The 13945-nt window shown below is 71.7% G+C and carries 13 protein-coding genes; 6 read left to right on the plus strand and 7 right to left on the minus strand.

The annotated features are described in order from the left end of the window. Window positions 1-6: 6 nt before the first annotated feature. Entirely contained in the window at window positions 7-954 is a 948-nt protein-coding gene (locus AC1DE0_RS07835) for an ornithine cyclodeaminase family protein (protein WP_478098937.1), read from the minus strand. A gap of 147 nt (window positions 955-1101) precedes the next feature. On the opposite strand from AC1DE0_RS07835, the gene AC1DE0_RS07840 reads away from it, so the two are divergent. Continuing rightward, window positions 1102-2475 carry an L-serine ammonia-lyase gene (locus tag AC1DE0_RS07840; RefSeq protein ID WP_478098939.1) on the plus strand — a complete coding sequence of 458 codons (1374 nt, stop codon included), beginning with the start codon at window positions 1102-1104 and terminating at the stop codon, window positions 2473-2475. A gap of 6 nt (window positions 2476-2481) precedes the next feature. Here the strand turns inward: AC1DE0_RS07840 and AC1DE0_RS07845 are convergent, their stop codons facing one another. Then, window positions 2482-3822 (minus strand): glycoside hydrolase family 1 protein, encoded by a 1341-nt coding sequence (locus AC1DE0_RS07845; protein ID WP_478098941.1) that lies wholly within the window; start codon window positions 3820-3822, stop codon window positions 2482-2484. 42 nt (window positions 3823-3864) lie between these two features. Between AC1DE0_RS07845 and AC1DE0_RS07850 the strand changes: the two genes are divergently transcribed. Together AC1DE0_RS07850 and AC1DE0_RS07855 are read left to right on the plus strand one after the other, a co-directional pair. Beyond that, window positions 3865-5058 carry a molybdopterin molybdotransferase MoeA gene (locus tag AC1DE0_RS07850; RefSeq protein WP_478098943.1) on the plus strand — a complete coding sequence of 398 codons (1194 nt, stop codon included), beginning with the start codon at window positions 3865-3867 and terminating at the stop codon, window positions 5056-5058. A gap of 36 nt (window positions 5059-5094) precedes the next feature. Beyond that, complete coding sequence (locus tag AC1DE0_RS07855) at window positions 5095-6732, plus strand: ABC-F family ATP-binding cassette domain-containing protein (RefSeq protein ID WP_478098945.1); 1638 nt, start codon at window positions 5095-5097, stop codon at window positions 6730-6732. Between the two features lie 263 nt (window positions 6733-6995). On the opposite strand, the gene AC1DE0_RS07860 is transcribed toward AC1DE0_RS07855, so the two are convergent. Further along, a complete protein-coding gene (locus AC1DE0_RS07860) occupies window positions 6996-7511 on the minus strand; it encodes a nitroreductase family protein (RefSeq protein ID WP_478098947.1) in 516 nt (171 codons plus the stop codon). A 65-nt stretch (window positions 7512-7576) separates the two neighbouring features. Continuing rightward, a complete protein-coding gene (locus AC1DE0_RS07865) occupies window positions 7577-8215 on the minus strand; it encodes a VOC family protein (protein ID WP_478098949.1) in 639 nt (212 codons plus the stop codon). Window positions 8216-8508: 293 nt separating this feature from the next. Here AC1DE0_RS07865 and AC1DE0_RS07870 point away from each other — a divergent pair, with 293 nt between their 5' ends. Next, a complete protein-coding gene (locus AC1DE0_RS07870; RefSeq protein WP_478098951.1) occupies window positions 8509-8859 on the plus strand; it encodes a VOC family protein in 351 nt (116 codons plus the stop codon). A 36-nt stretch (window positions 8860-8895) separates the two neighbouring features. Here the strand turns inward: AC1DE0_RS07870 and AC1DE0_RS07875 are convergent, their stop codons facing one another. After that, window positions 8896-9234, minus strand: coding sequence for a YciI family protein (locus tag AC1DE0_RS07875; protein WP_478098955.1), 339 nt, complete (start codon window positions 9232-9234; stop codon window positions 8896-8898). A gap of 26 nt (window positions 9235-9260) precedes the next feature. Further along, a complete protein-coding gene (fdhD, locus tag AC1DE0_RS07880) occupies window positions 9261-10109 on the minus strand; it encodes a formate dehydrogenase accessory sulfurtransferase FdhD (protein ID WP_478098957.1) in 849 nt (282 codons plus the stop codon). Between the two features lie 33 nt (window positions 10110-10142). Here fdhD and mobA point away from each other — a divergent pair, with 33 nt between their 5' ends. Both mobA and AC1DE0_RS07890 read left to right on the plus strand, forming a co-directional pair. Further along, window positions 10143-10787 (plus strand): molybdenum cofactor guanylyltransferase, encoded by a 645-nt coding sequence (mobA, locus tag AC1DE0_RS07885; RefSeq protein ID WP_478098961.1) that lies wholly within the window; start codon window positions 10143-10145, stop codon window positions 10785-10787. Between the two features lie 245 nt (window positions 10788-11032). Next, window positions 11033-13084 carry a M4 family metallopeptidase gene (locus AC1DE0_RS07890; protein ID WP_478098964.1) on the plus strand — a complete coding sequence of 684 codons (2052 nt, stop codon included), beginning with the start codon at window positions 11033-11035 and terminating at the stop codon, window positions 13082-13084. Window positions 13085-13255: 171 nt separating this feature from the next. On the opposite strand, the gene AC1DE0_RS07895 is transcribed toward AC1DE0_RS07890, so the two are convergent. Beyond that, entirely contained in the window at window positions 13256-13864 is a 609-nt protein-coding gene (locus AC1DE0_RS07895; RefSeq protein WP_478098966.1) for a hypothetical protein, read from the minus strand. Window positions 13865-13945: the final 81 nt, after the last annotated feature.

Consider the following 13945-nt stretch of genomic DNA (forward strand, 5'->3'; position numbering starts at 1 on the left):
CTCGGCTCAGAGCCGGGCCACGTGCTCGGCGATGACAAGGTCCTGCCACGCCATGCCGACGCTCTTGAAGACGTTCGGTCGGTCGCTCGCGCGCTGGACCTTGCCCAGCACGACGTCCTGGAGGGTGTGCACGTCGTCCCAGTCAAGGGCGCCCTGAGCCGCCGCGAGGATGACGTCGCCGGCCTCGCGGTGCGCCGTGGTGAGGTCTTCGACGACGACGAGCGACCGCCCCAGCAGGCCCGAGCCCAGCTCGCGTCGATGCGCCTCGTGGGAGCCGATGGCCACCACGCACGCACCGTCCGCCACCCAGTCGTCGCCGACCACGGGCGTCGCCGCTGACGTCGCCGTGACCACGACCTGCGCGTCGCGCACCGCAGCCTCGACCGCGCTGTCGTCCACGGTCAGGGCGGTGACGTGCAGACGCGTGGGGCCCGTGAGGCTCGAGACCCGTTGGGCCGTGGCTCGCGCGGCCTCGCCGCGACGCCCCACGACGGTCACCGACGACGTATGCCGGATCGCGAGGAGCGCCTCCACGTGGCCCACCGCCTGGGGCCCGGTGCCGAAGACGACGGCTGCCTCCGCGTCAGCGGGAGCGAGCGCGTCCATCGCGACGGCCGAGACGGCCGGCGTGCGCAGGGCCGTGACCGCCGACCCGTCGATGAGGGCCGAGGGCGTCAGCGTCTCGGTGTCCATCAGCACGTAGATCGCCTGGATGCGGTCGAGCCCACGGGCCGGGTTGCCGGGAGCGACGGACAGCACCTTGACCCCTGCCGCCTGGCGATTGGCCGACGGCATGACGAGCAGCTGTCCCTCACCGGCGGGCACCGCCTGGCGGAGCGGGTCGGCGGCGGGGTCGAGGCCGTCTGCCAGGGCTTGCCGCACGAGACGGCGCGCGCGATCGGGAGTCAGCGACCGGCGTACGGTGGCGGCATCGACCCAGCGTGGTTGCGGCATTGCTCGACTCTAGGTGGCGGCCCACCCAGCCGCCCGGCAGGCCCCAGCCTGCAGGTGTGTGCGGGCTCGGCGCCGCTGGACGTACGCTCGACGGGTCCCCACACCCCCGGGTGACAGCCGTCAACGACGACACGAAGTCAGGACACCATGGCGCTCAGCGTTTTCGACCTCTTCTCGATCGGCATCGGGCCGTCGAGCTCGCACACCGTCGGACCGATGCGCGCTGCCGCGATGTTCGCCGAGCGGCTGCGCGACGAGGAGGTCCTCGACCGCGTGGCGCGGGTGCGTTCGCAGCTGTTCGGCTCGCTGGGAGCGACGGGTCACGGCCACGGCAGCGACAAGGCGGTGCTGCTCGGTCTCACGGGTGAGCGTCCCGAGCTGTGCGACCCACGAGCCGTCGAGGGGCGCCTGGCCGAGATCCGGGCGCACCGCCGCGTCTCCCTGCTCGGGGTGCACGAGATCGACTTCGTCGAGGACGAGGACCTCGTGCTGCACCGCCGCAAGACGCTGCCGGTGCACCCCAACGGCATGACGTTCACCGCGGTCGACGCGTCGGGTGCGACCCTCGCCGAGCGCACGTACTACTCCGTCGGTGGCGGCTTCGTGGTCGGCGGCGACGCCGACGGCGAGACGAAGATCGTCGAGGACTCCACGCCGGTCGCGCACCCCTTCCGCACGGGTGACGAGCTGCTCGCCCACTGCAAGGAGACGGGCAAGTCGATCTCGCGGATCATGCTCGAGAACGAGCTGTCGTGGCGCACCGAGCAGGAGGTCCGCGACGGGCTGCTCGAGATCTGGCGTGTCATGAAGGAGTGCGTGCGCAACGGGATCTCCACCGAGGGCGTGCTGCCCGGCGGTCTGCGGGTGCGTCGCCGCGCGCCCGAGCTGGCCCGCCGGCTGCGACTCGAGGGCACGAGCGACGACCCGTTGCGCGGGATGGACTGGATCACGCTCTACGCGCTCGCGGTGAACGAGGAGAACGCGTCCGGCGGCCGCGTCGTGACCGCACCGACCAACGGCGCGGCCGGGATCATCCCCGCCGTGCTGCACTACTACGCGAACTTCGTCAACGGCGCCGACCGCGACGGCATCGTCCGCTTCCTGCTGACCGCCGGCGCGATCGGCGTCATCTACAAGGAGACGGCCTCGATCTCCGGCGCCGAGGTCGGCTGCCAGGGCGAGGTCGGCTCGGCCTGCTCGATGGCGGCCGGTGCGATGGCCGCCGTGATGGGTGGCACGCCCGAGCAGGTCGAGAACGCCGCCGAGATCGGCATGGAGCACAACCTCGGCCTCACCTGCGACCCGGTCGGTGGTCTGGTGCAGATCCCGTGCATCGAGCGCAACGCCATCGCGTCGGTCAAGGCCATCACCGCGGCCCGCACCGCCCTGCGCGGCGACGGCTCGCATGTCGTGAGCCTCGACAAGGTCATCAAGACCATGCGCGAGACGGGCGCCGACATGAAGGTCAAGTACAAGGAGACAGCGCGCGGCGGCCTCGCCGTCAACGTCATCGAGTGCTGATGCCGGTCATCGGTGGTGCGCCTCCGTCCAGCTGACCGGGTAGACCTGCCCCTCGACGAAGCGTCGGTAGTGGTCGGCCGTGCCGCCTCCCGCCCGCACGACCTCGGCGAAGAAGCGTCCCGAGTCGCGGACGGTGCGCTCCTGGGTCTCGTAGTCGAGGGCGACGAGCCCGAACCGCGGGACTTCGCCCTCGTTCCACTCCCAGTTGTCGACGAAGCACCAGTGGTAGTAGCGGTCGACCGGAACTCCTTCTGCGCGAACGTCGCTCAGCACGCGCAGGTGGTCCCACAGATAGCGCGACCGGAACGCGTCAGCCGCATCGGCCGTGCCGCTTTCTGTCACCCACACCGGCAGGCCGTAGGTCTCCCAGGCCCACCTGGCCGTCTCGCCGAGCCCGGCGGCATACACCTCCCAGCCGAGGTCGTTCACGGGCACGCCGGGGGGCGTGCCGTCGTCGAACCGGGTCACCGTGGTGCGGGAGTAGTAGTTGAGCCCGAAGAAGTCGGCATACCGTGCCGGGCCCTCGCCATCGACCCGCTTCGGTATGCCGGCCGGCCGGCTCAGCGGTGCCGTGAACTCCCCGGTCGTCATGGCCCGGACGATGGCGCCCTGGAAGAGGTGCCGCATCGTGGGCGTCAGCACGCGGTGCCACGGATTGCGCGGGTTGCCGGGCCGGAACGGCCGCAGGTGGTGAGCCACCCCGACGCGCGTGTCGGGCCCGGGCTGCAGGGCGTGGATGAGGCCGTACGCGCGCAGGTGTGCGGCCGCGAGGATCGAGTAGACCCGCATGCCTTCGCGCAGTGAATGGTGCCCCGGCGGGAAGTCGCCGAAGACGTGGGCGCCGGTGACGAAGACGTTGGGCTCGTTGATGGTGACCCACTCGGTCACGAGGTCGCCCAGCCGCGTCACGACCTCGGCGACGAACCTCTCCCACGCCCACAGGGCGCCCGGCCCGAGCCAACCGCCGTCACGCTCGAACCACAAGGGCTGGCTGAAGTGGTGGAGGGTCACGAGCGGCCGGATCCCGTTGTCGCGCAACAGGTGTAGCTCGTCGCGATAGTGCTCGAACGCAGCACCGTCCCAGGCGCCTGGACGCGGCTCGAGCCGTGCCCACTCGACGCTCATCCGGTAGACCTGCACGCCGAGCGACGCCATGAGCTCGGTGTCCTCGCGCCATCGCTTCCAGTGGTCGGTGGCGCGCCGCGGTGACGAGCCGTCTCGGATGGTGCCCGGGCGGTCGGCCCAGTCGGTCCAGCTGCTGGCCACGTCGCCGCCCTCGATCTGGGTCGCGGCGGTGGCGACGCCGAGCAGCACCCCGTCCAGCCGGAAGCCGTCCACGGTCGCCATGCGCCTCAACGTACCGGCCGCGCATGCGCCAGACTGGCGCGCGTGGGTCACGTACCGGTCGCCGATCACCGTGCCGCCGTCGAGCGGCTCGTCGGCGACGGCGTCCTCGAGAGGGTCGCCCTCGACCGTCACGCAGCCGGTCGGCGGCTCGCCGGCGACCTGGTGGCCGCAGACGACCTCCCGCGCTTCGACTCCTCCGCCATGGACGGGTATGCCGTCCGCCCGGCGAGCGTGGACCAGCGCACCTACGCGGTTGTCGGCGACGTGCCGGCCGGGTCTGCGCCGGACTTCGAGCTGACCGAGGGCCAGGCAGCGCGCGTGATGACGGGCGCCAGAGTGCCGGCGGGCACGGTCGCCGTCGTCCCCGTCGAGCGCACCGACGCCGCCCCGACCGGGCCCGCCCCGGCCACCGTGACCATCGAATCCGCTCCCGACGACGGCCAGCACGTCCGGGCACGAGGTGAAGACGTGTTCGCCGGATCCGTCCTCGCCGCAACGGGATCCGAGATCACTCCTGCCCTCGTCGCCCTGGGCCGATCGGCCGGCTGCACCGCTGTCGACGTCTGGACAGCGACCCGGGTCGCCGTCGTCGCGACCGGCGCCGAGCTCGTGCGTCCGGAGAACGACCCCGGGGCCGGTGGCATCCACGAGTCGAACTCCGACATGGTCGCGGCCCTCGCCGACGAGGCGGGCTGCGCCGTGGTGCGGGTCGAGGTCTGCTCGGACGAGCCCGACGAGCTGCGTGCACTGCTCGACGCCCTGGACGCAGACCCCGGCGTCGACCTCGTCATCACCACGGGCGGGGTCAGTGCCGGCGCCTACGAGGTCGTGCGCCAGGTCTGCTCGCCCCTCCCGGCCTTCGCCTTCGTGCACCTGGCGATGCAGCCCGGCGGACCCCAGGGCCTCGGCCGCTACGGGTCGACACCGGTCATCTGCCTTCCCGGCACACCGGTCGGCGCGTTCGTCGCCTTTTACGTGCTCGTGCGTCCGGCGCTCGACCGCCGCCACGGCGCGCCCACCCGACGACCCGACCGTGCGGCATACGTCGGCAGGACCCGCCGCACCCGCACCGGCCGCGTCCAGTTCGTCACGAGCGTGCTCGCTGCGGACGGCACCGTGCGCGCCCCCGACGCGCGGCACCTGACGGCCCTCGCCGCCGCGAACTGCCTCATCGAGGTGCCCGAGGCCGTCGACCAGCTCATCGCCGGCGACGACGTCGTCGTCCACCACCTCTGACCGGAGCACCGTCGGATCGCCTCTAGGCTGTCGGGCGTGAGCGCGACCCTCGTGGCCAAGGACCTCGCCGGGGGCCACGCCCACCGGACTCTCTTCGAGCACCTCGACCTCACGGTCGCACCGGGTGACGTCGTCGGGGTCGTGGGTGCCAACGGCGCGGGCAAGTCGACCCTGCTGCGCCTGCTCGCCGGGGAGGACCAGCCCCTGGCCGGCTCGGTGACGACCGCGCCGTCCGACGCCTTCGTCGGCTGGCTGCCCCAGGAGCACGAGCGCATCCACGGCGAGACGGTGGCGACGCACATCGCCCGACGCACCGGGGCGACCGCCGCGACCGACGCGATGGAGGCCGCCGCACACGGCCTCGGCGGCGACGACCCGAAGGCCGACGACGCGTACGCCGTCGCCCTCGACCACTGGCTGGCGAGCGGGGCGCCCGACCTCGACGAGCGCATCCCGCCAATGCTCGCCGAGCTGGGTCTCGACGTCGGTCCGGACGCCCTCATGACCTCGCTCTCGGGCGGCCAGGCTGCCCGCGCGGCGCTCGCGGCCCTACTGCTGAGCCGCTTCGACCTCGTGCTGCTCGACGAGCCGACCAACGACCTCGACCTTGCCGGCCTCGAGCGGCTCGAGGCCTTCGTCCACGGCCAGCGCGGCGGCGTCGTGCTCGTCTCGCACGACCGTGAGTTCCTCGCCCGCTGCGTGACCCGCATCGTCGAGCTCGACCTCGCCCAGAACGCGGTCGCGGTGCACGACGGCGGCTACGAGTCCTACCTCGAGGAGCGGGAGGTCGCCCGACGTCACGCGCGGGAGGCCTACGAGGCGTATGCCGGCACGAAGTCCGACCTCGAGGCGCGCGCCCGCACGCAGCGGGAGTGGTCGTCCAAGGGCGTGCGCAACGCGATGAAGAAGGCCCCCGACAACGACAAGAACCGCCGCGCGGCGAGCATCGAGTCGTCAGAGAAGCAGGCCCGCAAGGTGCGCCAGATGGAGTCGCGGATCGCCCGGCTCGACGAGGTTGCCGAGCCACGCAAGGAGTGGGTGCTCCAGTTCAACATCGCAGCCGCACCACGGTCGAGCACGGTCGTGTCGACGCTCAACGCGGCGACCGTGTACCGCGGCGACTGGACCTTCGGCCCGGCGTCGCTGCAGGTGGAAGGGCGACGCCGCATCGGCATCACGGGTCCCAACGGCGCCGGCAAGACCACGCTCCTGTCACTGCTCCTCGGACGCATCGAGCCGGCCTCCGGCAGCGCGTCCTTGGGCGCGTCGGTCGCCATCGGCGAGATCGACCAGGCCCGCACCGGTCTGCGTGACGACCTGCCCCTCGGTGACGCGTTCGGCGAGGCGGTGCCCGACCTCGCGCCCGCCGACCGTCGCACGCTGCTCGCGAAGTTCGGGCTCAAGGCCGACCAGGTCGGGAGCGCGGTGGGGCGGCTGTCACCGGGCGAGCGCACGCGGGCCGCGATGGCGCTGCTGCAGGCCCGCGGCGTCAACCTGCTCGTGCTCGACGAGCCGACCAACCACCTCGACCTGCCGGCCATCGAGCAGCTCGAGGAGGCGCTGGAGTCCTACGACGGCGCCCTGTTGCTCGTCTCGCACGACCGGCGGCTGCTCGAGAACGTCCGGCTCGACGAGCGCTGGCACGTCGAAGCCGGCCAGGTCACCCGCCTCTGACCCAGCCGCGCCCCGCCACGCCATTCAGTCGAGTGCGCAGTTCCCTACGTGGGGAAAGTGGGCACTCGACCAGGTGGGGAAGTGGGCACTCGACCAAGAGGGGCGTGGGGATGGCGGCCGACCACTGGGCGTGACCCAAGGTCCAGTCGAGTGCCCAGTTTCCTACGTCGGGAACTGAGCACTCGACTCTGAGGACCGGGGTCGGGCACTCGACTCTGAGGACCGGGGTCGGGCACTCGACTCCGAGGACCGGGTTCGGGCGGTCACCACGTGCCGCGGTGGACGACCTCGTCGAAGGGACGTCGGTTGAGCCGCTGGATGACTGCCAGTGGCTTGTCGGCCGGGTAGCCGACGGAGAGGACGTACGCCAGGAACTTGCCGTCCGGGAAGCCCAGCACCGCCTTGGCCTGATCCTGGTCGGCGGCCGCTGCGTGCCCGGTGCCCACGGCGAGGTCGGCGGCGGCGACCGTCATCGCGTAGGTCGCCTGCCCCAGGTCGTACTGCAGGAGCGCCGACTGACGGTCGTCTTCCGGCTGGGGCGCGACGATCGCGATCGCGGCGGCCGCGCCGGCCACGTGCCTCGCACCCTGCCAGACCTTCGCCAGCTCGACGAGCTGAGCCCGGTCGGTGACGAGCACGAAGTCCCACGGCTGCCAGTTGCCCGCCGACGGTGCTCGTCGCCCGGCCTCCAGGATCCGGTCGAGATCGTCGCCGGGCACCGGCTGGTCGGTGAACTGCCGGACGTTGCGCCGCGCCCTCAGGGCGTCCCAGGTCTCCACCCAGTCATGGTGCGCCTGCCAGGTGGCTCCCCGCCACCATCGCAAACCTCAGACCGGTTCGCCGGCTACGGCAGGTCCGGCCAGGCCGCGAGGTCGACCAGGTTGCCGGAGGGGTCGGCGAGGGTGAACCAGTGTGGGGCGTGGGAGTCGTCCACGACGCGACCGCCGGCCTGCACGGCTGCCTCGATGCGCCGGGCCACCTCGGCGGCGGACGTGCTGAGGTCGACGTGGATGCGCGCGGGCGCGTCGCGGCCGTCGTTCACCGCCTGGTTCCACACGCCCGGGCCGCGGCGGAGCGGGTCGATGATGTCAGCGTCGGCGACCTGCTCGTAGCCCGTCACGGCCTGCCAGAACGGGACCGAGTCCCGGCCGCCGTCGATCGCGATCTGGACCGACTGCAGGTGCGAGACGTCCGCGGTCAGGCCCAGGTCTGCGGCGACCGCAGAGACCGAGGCGGCCAGACCCGCGGCGGCGTCGACCAGCCCACCGGCGTCCCACGTGGACGCGAGCCGCACGGTGATGCCGGCAGCCCTGAGCTCGAGGTCCGGGCCGTAGCCCTCCGGCGCCAGCTCCACCACTCGCCTCGCGAACTCGACTCGGCTCCGGGCGTCGGAGCACAGGTAGTGCGCCAGCGCCCCCTCGAACGTCAGCCGCCACTCGTCGGCGGACGCCACCGCGTAGAACTCGCTCGCACCGATGACCATGCTGCCTCCCGCGACTCGATCCCGCACGTCAACCTACCCGGGCGATCAGGCGGCGAGGGCGAGCTCGAGGGCGCGTTCGAGCGGGCTGAGCCGGTCTGGCTCGGGAGGTTCACCGGGCGAGCACGCACGCCCCAACCCCACGTCGAGTGCCCACTTCCCGACGTCGGGAAGCGGGCACTCGACTGGGCTGGGGAGGCTGAGAGCCTCGCGCCGACGTGTCGATTCGCGGGCGGCTCGTTCGTCATGGTTGTGGCGGCTGTCTGTCCGGTGGTCGCGAACCAACGGAGGTCCTCATGAACAACCCGATCGTGCACGCCGAGATCCGCTCCAGCGACCCCGACGCCACCCGCGCCTTCTTCGGCGACCTGTTCGGCTGGACCTATCCCGCGGAGGGGGCCTTCCCCGGCTACACCTTCGTCGAGACCGGTGTCCCGGGCGCCCTCTACACGGCGATCAGCCCGCTGCAGGGCGACAGCGACCTCGTCACCTTCTTCGTCGGTGTCGCCGACATGGCCGAGGCCATCACGAACACCACCCGGCTGGGCGGCCGCGTCGTGCAGGAGCCGGTCACGGTCCCGGGTGTCTCGTTCGCACTGATCGCCGACCCGCTCGGCCATGTCGTCGGCCTGGCCCAGCAGCTCTGAGCGGCCCGGTGGGATGCAGGGACTCGCCTCGTCGCCTCAGCCCGGGGAGTTGGTCGGGTCGGCCACCCACGGGCCGAGCGGCGGGTCCCAGGTGCGGACGACCCGGCGCAGCACGTAGCCGCCCAGCCAGTACGGGTCCTGATCGAACGTCGCGGTCAGCTCGTCGAGGGAGTCCGCGGAACAGACGATCAGTGCGGCGTTGTCCGGCTCCTGGTCGGTCGGCTCGCCCTCGCTCACCTCGTCGGTGCCCGGCTGGTACATGCCCGCCACCAGCAGCCCCGACAGGCCGCTCAGCCACTCGCGGTGCTCGGGACGGATCGTCAGCATCTCGCTGGCGTCGTCGGGATACGTGTAGTGGACCGCGAAGATCGGCACGCTCGGTTCTCCAGTCGCTCGGGTGGTCAGGTGGTCGTGATCCGGTGCCCACCGGCATACACGTTGAGGCGGGCGTCGCGCACGAAGCCGAGGAGCGTCATGCCGGCGTCGTCGGCGCACTCGACGGCCAGCGACGACGGCGCCGAGACGGCAGCAAGGACGGGTATGCCGGCCATGATCGACTTCTGCACGAGCTCGAAGGAGGCGCGCCCCGAGACGACGAGCACGCAGCCGGTGCCGGGCACGCGGCCGTTCTGCAGCGCCCAGCCGACCACCTTGTCGACGGCGTTGTGCCGCCCGACGTCCTCACGGACCACGAGCAGCGCGCCGTCCGCCGTGAAGAGCCCCGCCGCGTGCAGGCCGCCGGTCTTGGCGAACGAGCGCTGTTCGCCCCGCAACGCGTCGGGCAGCCCGGCGACCACCTTGGCGGCGACCTCGACGGGGTCCGTCCGCACGTCGAACGCCGACTGGGCGCGCAGCTGCTCGATGCTCGCCTTGCCGCACACCCCGCACGAGGAGTTGGTGAAGAAGGCCCGCGTGGCCGAGGCGGAGGGCGCGGGCACGCCGGCAGCGAGCGTCACGTCGATGACGTTGTAGGTGTTCTCGTCGAAGCCGCTCTCGCCCGAGACGACCGCACCCTCGCAGTAGCGGGCGAGCGCGATGTCGTCGACCGAGCGGATCAGACCCTCCGCGAGCAGGAAGCCGTGCACGAGCTCGATGTCGTGGCCGGGTGTGCGCATCGTGACCGTCAGCGGCGTGCCGTTGACGCGCAGCTCGAGCGGCTCCTCGACGGTCAGCGTGTCGGGCCTCGTGCTCGTCGACGGCGTGGCGAGATCGATCGTCGTGACCTTGCGCCGCACAGTGACCCGTCCCATGGGCCCAGCCTAGGTCCGTGCCAGACTCCGAGGGTGCCGAGGACCCCAGCGCCGAAGGACCCTGTCGTCGTCGTGCTGACCGGCGGGGCCTCGCGGCGGATGGGCTCGCACAAGCCGGCGCTCGACGTCGCCGGGCGCCCGCTCGTGGAACGGGTGCTCGCGGCCGCCGGCCCGCACCCCTCGCTCGTCGTCGGCCCCGGCCAGGGCGTCCCGGACGGGGTGCCCGTCGTGATGGAACGCGTCCCGGGCGGCGGGCCGGTCTCGGGGATCGCGTATGCCGTCGAGGCCGTACGCGCCGGCAGCACCGGACCTGACGCCGTCGTCGTCCTCGCCGCCGACCTGCCCTTCGTGACGTCCGAGCACGTCGAGCGCCTCCTCGCGGCGCTCGCGTCAGCCGACCTGGCCGTCACGGTCGACGCCGACGGCCGCACGAACTGGCTCTGCGCGGCCTGGCGCACCGACGTGCTGACGATCCGGCTCGCCGAGCTCGGAGACGTCGGGGACGCGTACGGCCGCAGCATGCGCGAGCTGTGCGACGGCATACGCACGGTGCACGTCGACGACCCCGACGGAGTGGCCACGGACGTCGACACCCCGGTCGACCTGGAACAGGCGCGGGCGCGTGCTCAGCGCCTCCTTGACGGCCCACCCGACGCCCTCCCCCGCGACCCTTCCTAGTCTCGACAGGGGCGCCGCCGGCCCGACTCTGGGAGGTCGCCCAAGTGGCGCCCAGCGGCGAATCCCATTGCCCCCAAGCGTTTTCCCAGAGTTGGCGCACATTTGGCAAAGACTTGGTAAGCCCCTTGACCGCGATTCTCGGCTGCTGCGAACGTCGCGCTCGTTCTCGCCGGAATCTCGGTCCGTGAGATGGGCGGAACTCCCTCCAGGCGGCCCACGAGCCGCATCCTGACAAGGAGTAACCAGTGAATCGACTGAAGTCCGGGCTGGCGACCGGAGGGCTGCTCGCCCTCGCTCTCGCCATCTCGCCGGCGATCCCGGCGGGCGCAGCGGCCGGGGCAGGACGCGACAACGCGCCCGCCCCCGAGTCGCAGAGCCTCAAGGCGACCGAGCAGTCCCGAGCAGCATCGTCCGCGAGCGCCCTCGGCCTCGCCTCCGGCGAGAAGCTCACCGTCAAGTCCGTCATCGCGGACGCCGACGGCGTCACCCACGTCCGCTACGAGCGCACGCTCGACGGGCTGCGCGTGATCGGTGGCGACTTCGTCAGCCACAAGGACTCCTCGGGTGCCGTCAAGAGCGTCACGTGGAACGTCCGCAAGAACGTCACCCCCGCGACGATGACGCCGAAGGTCTCCAAGAGCCAGGCCCACGAGGCCGGTCTCGCGGCGTCGAAGGCGAACAAGGAGACCGCCTCCCCGGGCGAGCTCGTCGTCTTCCAGTCGGCGGCCGGCCCGAAGCTGGCCTACGAGGTCATCACGGAGGGCATCAAGGCCGACCAGACGCCGACCCGCCTGCACACGATCGTCGACGCCACGAGCGGCGCCACCCTCACGAGCTGGGACGACGTCAAGAACGGCACGGGCAACGGCATCTTCGTCGGCTCCGTCACGCTCGGCACCACCGCCGGCACGACGTACACGATGAAGGACACCCACGGGAACTACGCCACCGACCTCAACCAGGCCACGACCGGCAACGGCACGACGTTCACCGACGCCGACGACGTCTGGGGCAACGGCCTGCAGAGCAACCGCCAGTCAGCTGCCGTCGACGCGCACTACGGCGCCGGCAAGACGTACGACTACTACAACACCCAGCTCGGCCGCGCCGGCATCTGGAACAACGGCACCGGCGCCCGCAGCCGCGTGCACTACGGCCAGAACTACGTCAACGCCTTCTGGGACGGCACGCAGATGACGTACGGCGACGGCTCGGGCAACGCGGCCCCGCTCGTCGAGCTCGACGTCGCCGGCCACGAGATGAGCCACGGCGTCACCGAGAACACCGCCGGCCTCGCCTACACCGGCGACGCGGGTGGCCTCAACGAGGCGACGTCCGACATCTTCGGCACCGGCGTCGAGTGGTACGCCAACAACCCGAACGACGTGCCCGACTACCTCATCGGCGAAGAGATCAACATCAACGGCAACGGCACGCCGCTGCGCTACATGGACAAGCCGAGCAAGGACGGCGGCTCCAAGGACTGCTGGAGCAGCTCGCTCGGCGGCCTCGACCCGCACTACTCCTCGGGCCCGCTGAACCACTGGTACTACCTGGCCTCCGAGGGCTCGGGCGCCAAGACGATCAACGGCGTCAGCTACAACAGCCCGACGTGTGACTCCTCGACGGTGACCAGCATCGGCCACCTCAAGGTCGAGAAGATCTGGTACCGCACCCTGTCGACCTACCTCACCTCGTCGAGCAACTACGCCGCGGCCCGCACGGGCGTCATCAAGGCGGCCAAGGACCTCTACGGCGCCGGCTCGGCCGAGTGCACGGCGGTCGACAAGGCGATGGGCGCCATCTCGGCCCCGGCCAGCACCGAGACCTGCGGCACCGGTGGGGGCGGCGGCGCTGCCCTGACCAACGGTGGCTTCGAGTCCGGCCAGACCGGCTGGACCGGCACGGCGGGCCCGATCACGAACAACACGGGTCGCCCGGCCCGCACCGGTTCGTACAAGATGTGGCTCGGCGGCAACGGGACCGCTGGTTCCGAGAACGAGTCGCAGACCTTCGCGGTCCCGGCCACGGCCACCAGCCCGACGCTGACGTACTACATCCGCATCGACACGGCCGAGACGACGACCACCTCGGCCTACGACACGGCCACGGTCGCGATCAACGGCGTGACCAAGGCCAGCTTCTCCAACCTGTCGACCCCGAAGGCGTCCTACGTCGCCAAGACGATCGACCTGACGGCCTACAAGGGCACGAACGTCACGCTGAAGTTCGCCGACACCGAGGACTCCTCGCTGCAGACGAGCTTCGTCATCGACGACGTGTCGACGAACTTCTGAGTGAAGGTCGCCTGACACACCTCTGAGGTCGGTGTGCCGCCGGGTCCGCCCGGTGGCACACCGACCTCTTGCGTATGCCGTGAGGTGGCGCGCATGGACGGTTGCGTATGCCGTGGGGTGGCGTCAGGAGTACGCCCCCGGGGTGGCGGGGGGCCGGGTGTGGCGCTGGCGTCAGGGCCCAGGCGCCACGACGGGCGCCGTCGGGGTGGTGCAGCGCGTCGTGGCCGGGGCCGACAGCGTCACGTCGGACACGAGGCCGGCGACCAGGCCGGCGATCTCGCCGAGCGACGGGTCGCTGAGGTCGATGTCGCGGGCGCGGTCGTCGGTGACCGAGATGGAGATGGGGTCGCTCTCGGGTGCCGTGCCGGGGTCGACCTGGGTGAACTGGTCGCTCGGCGTCTCGGGGAGCGGCACGCCCAGGCGCAGCGTGGCGAGCAGGGTCACGAGCTGGCGCTGCACCGGCCCGGCCAGGGTGCAGACCCGGCCGTGCACGGAGCGGGTCTCTACGCGCAGGCGCCCGTTGGCGTCGAGCTCGATGCGGTCGTCGAAGCCGGCGATGCCGCCGGTGCGGCGCAGCACGAGGGGGAACGCGGGGCTGTCGGACGACGTGACCGAGCCTGGGCCGCCCGCGCCGAAGCGCTGCTTGGGCGATGGCTGGGACGCCGCCGAGGTGTGCGCCGCTGCGCCGGGCGAGGCGTCGGCGTCGGACACGGCGACACCGCACCCCCCGGTCAGGAGTGCGGCAATGGCCATCCCCACGTACAGGCCGGTACGCCCCATGGGGACCATGGTGCGCCGTTTGCCTCGTCTGCGCACCGGGGACACGGTCGATTTCTGGCAACGCTTGGGTGAATGTTTCAA

The organism is Terrabacter sp. 05T424 (assembly GCF_056396225.1).

Excerpts from the sequence above, each read along its gene's own strand:
- AC1DE0_RS07835 (WP_478098937.1), bottom strand. The coding sequence starts at position 954 with ATGCCGCAACCACGCTGGGTCGATGCCGCCACCGTACGCCGGTCGCTG.
- AC1DE0_RS07840 (WP_478098939.1), top strand. The coding sequence starts at position 1,102 with ATGGCGCTCAGCGTTTTCGACCTCTTCTCGATCGGCATCGGGCCGTCG.
- AC1DE0_RS07845 (WP_478098941.1), bottom strand. The coding sequence starts at position 3,822 with ATGGCGACCGTGGACGGCTTCCGGCTGGACGGGGTGCTGCTCGGCGTC.
- AC1DE0_RS07865 (WP_478098949.1), bottom strand. The coding sequence starts at position 8,215 with ATGGTCATCGGTGCGAGCGAGTTCTACGCGGTGGCGTCCGCCGACGAG.
- AC1DE0_RS07870 (WP_478098951.1), top strand. The coding sequence starts at position 8,509 with ATGAACAACCCGATCGTGCACGCCGAGATCCGCTCCAGCGACCCCGAC.
- fdhD (WP_478098957.1), bottom strand. The coding sequence starts at position 10,109 with ATGGGACGGGTCACTGTGCGGCGCAAGGTCACGACGATCGATCTCGCC.
- AC1DE0_RS07895 (WP_478098966.1), bottom strand. The coding sequence starts at position 13,864 with ATGGGGCGTACCGGCCTGTACGTGGGGATGGCCATTGCCGCACTCCTG.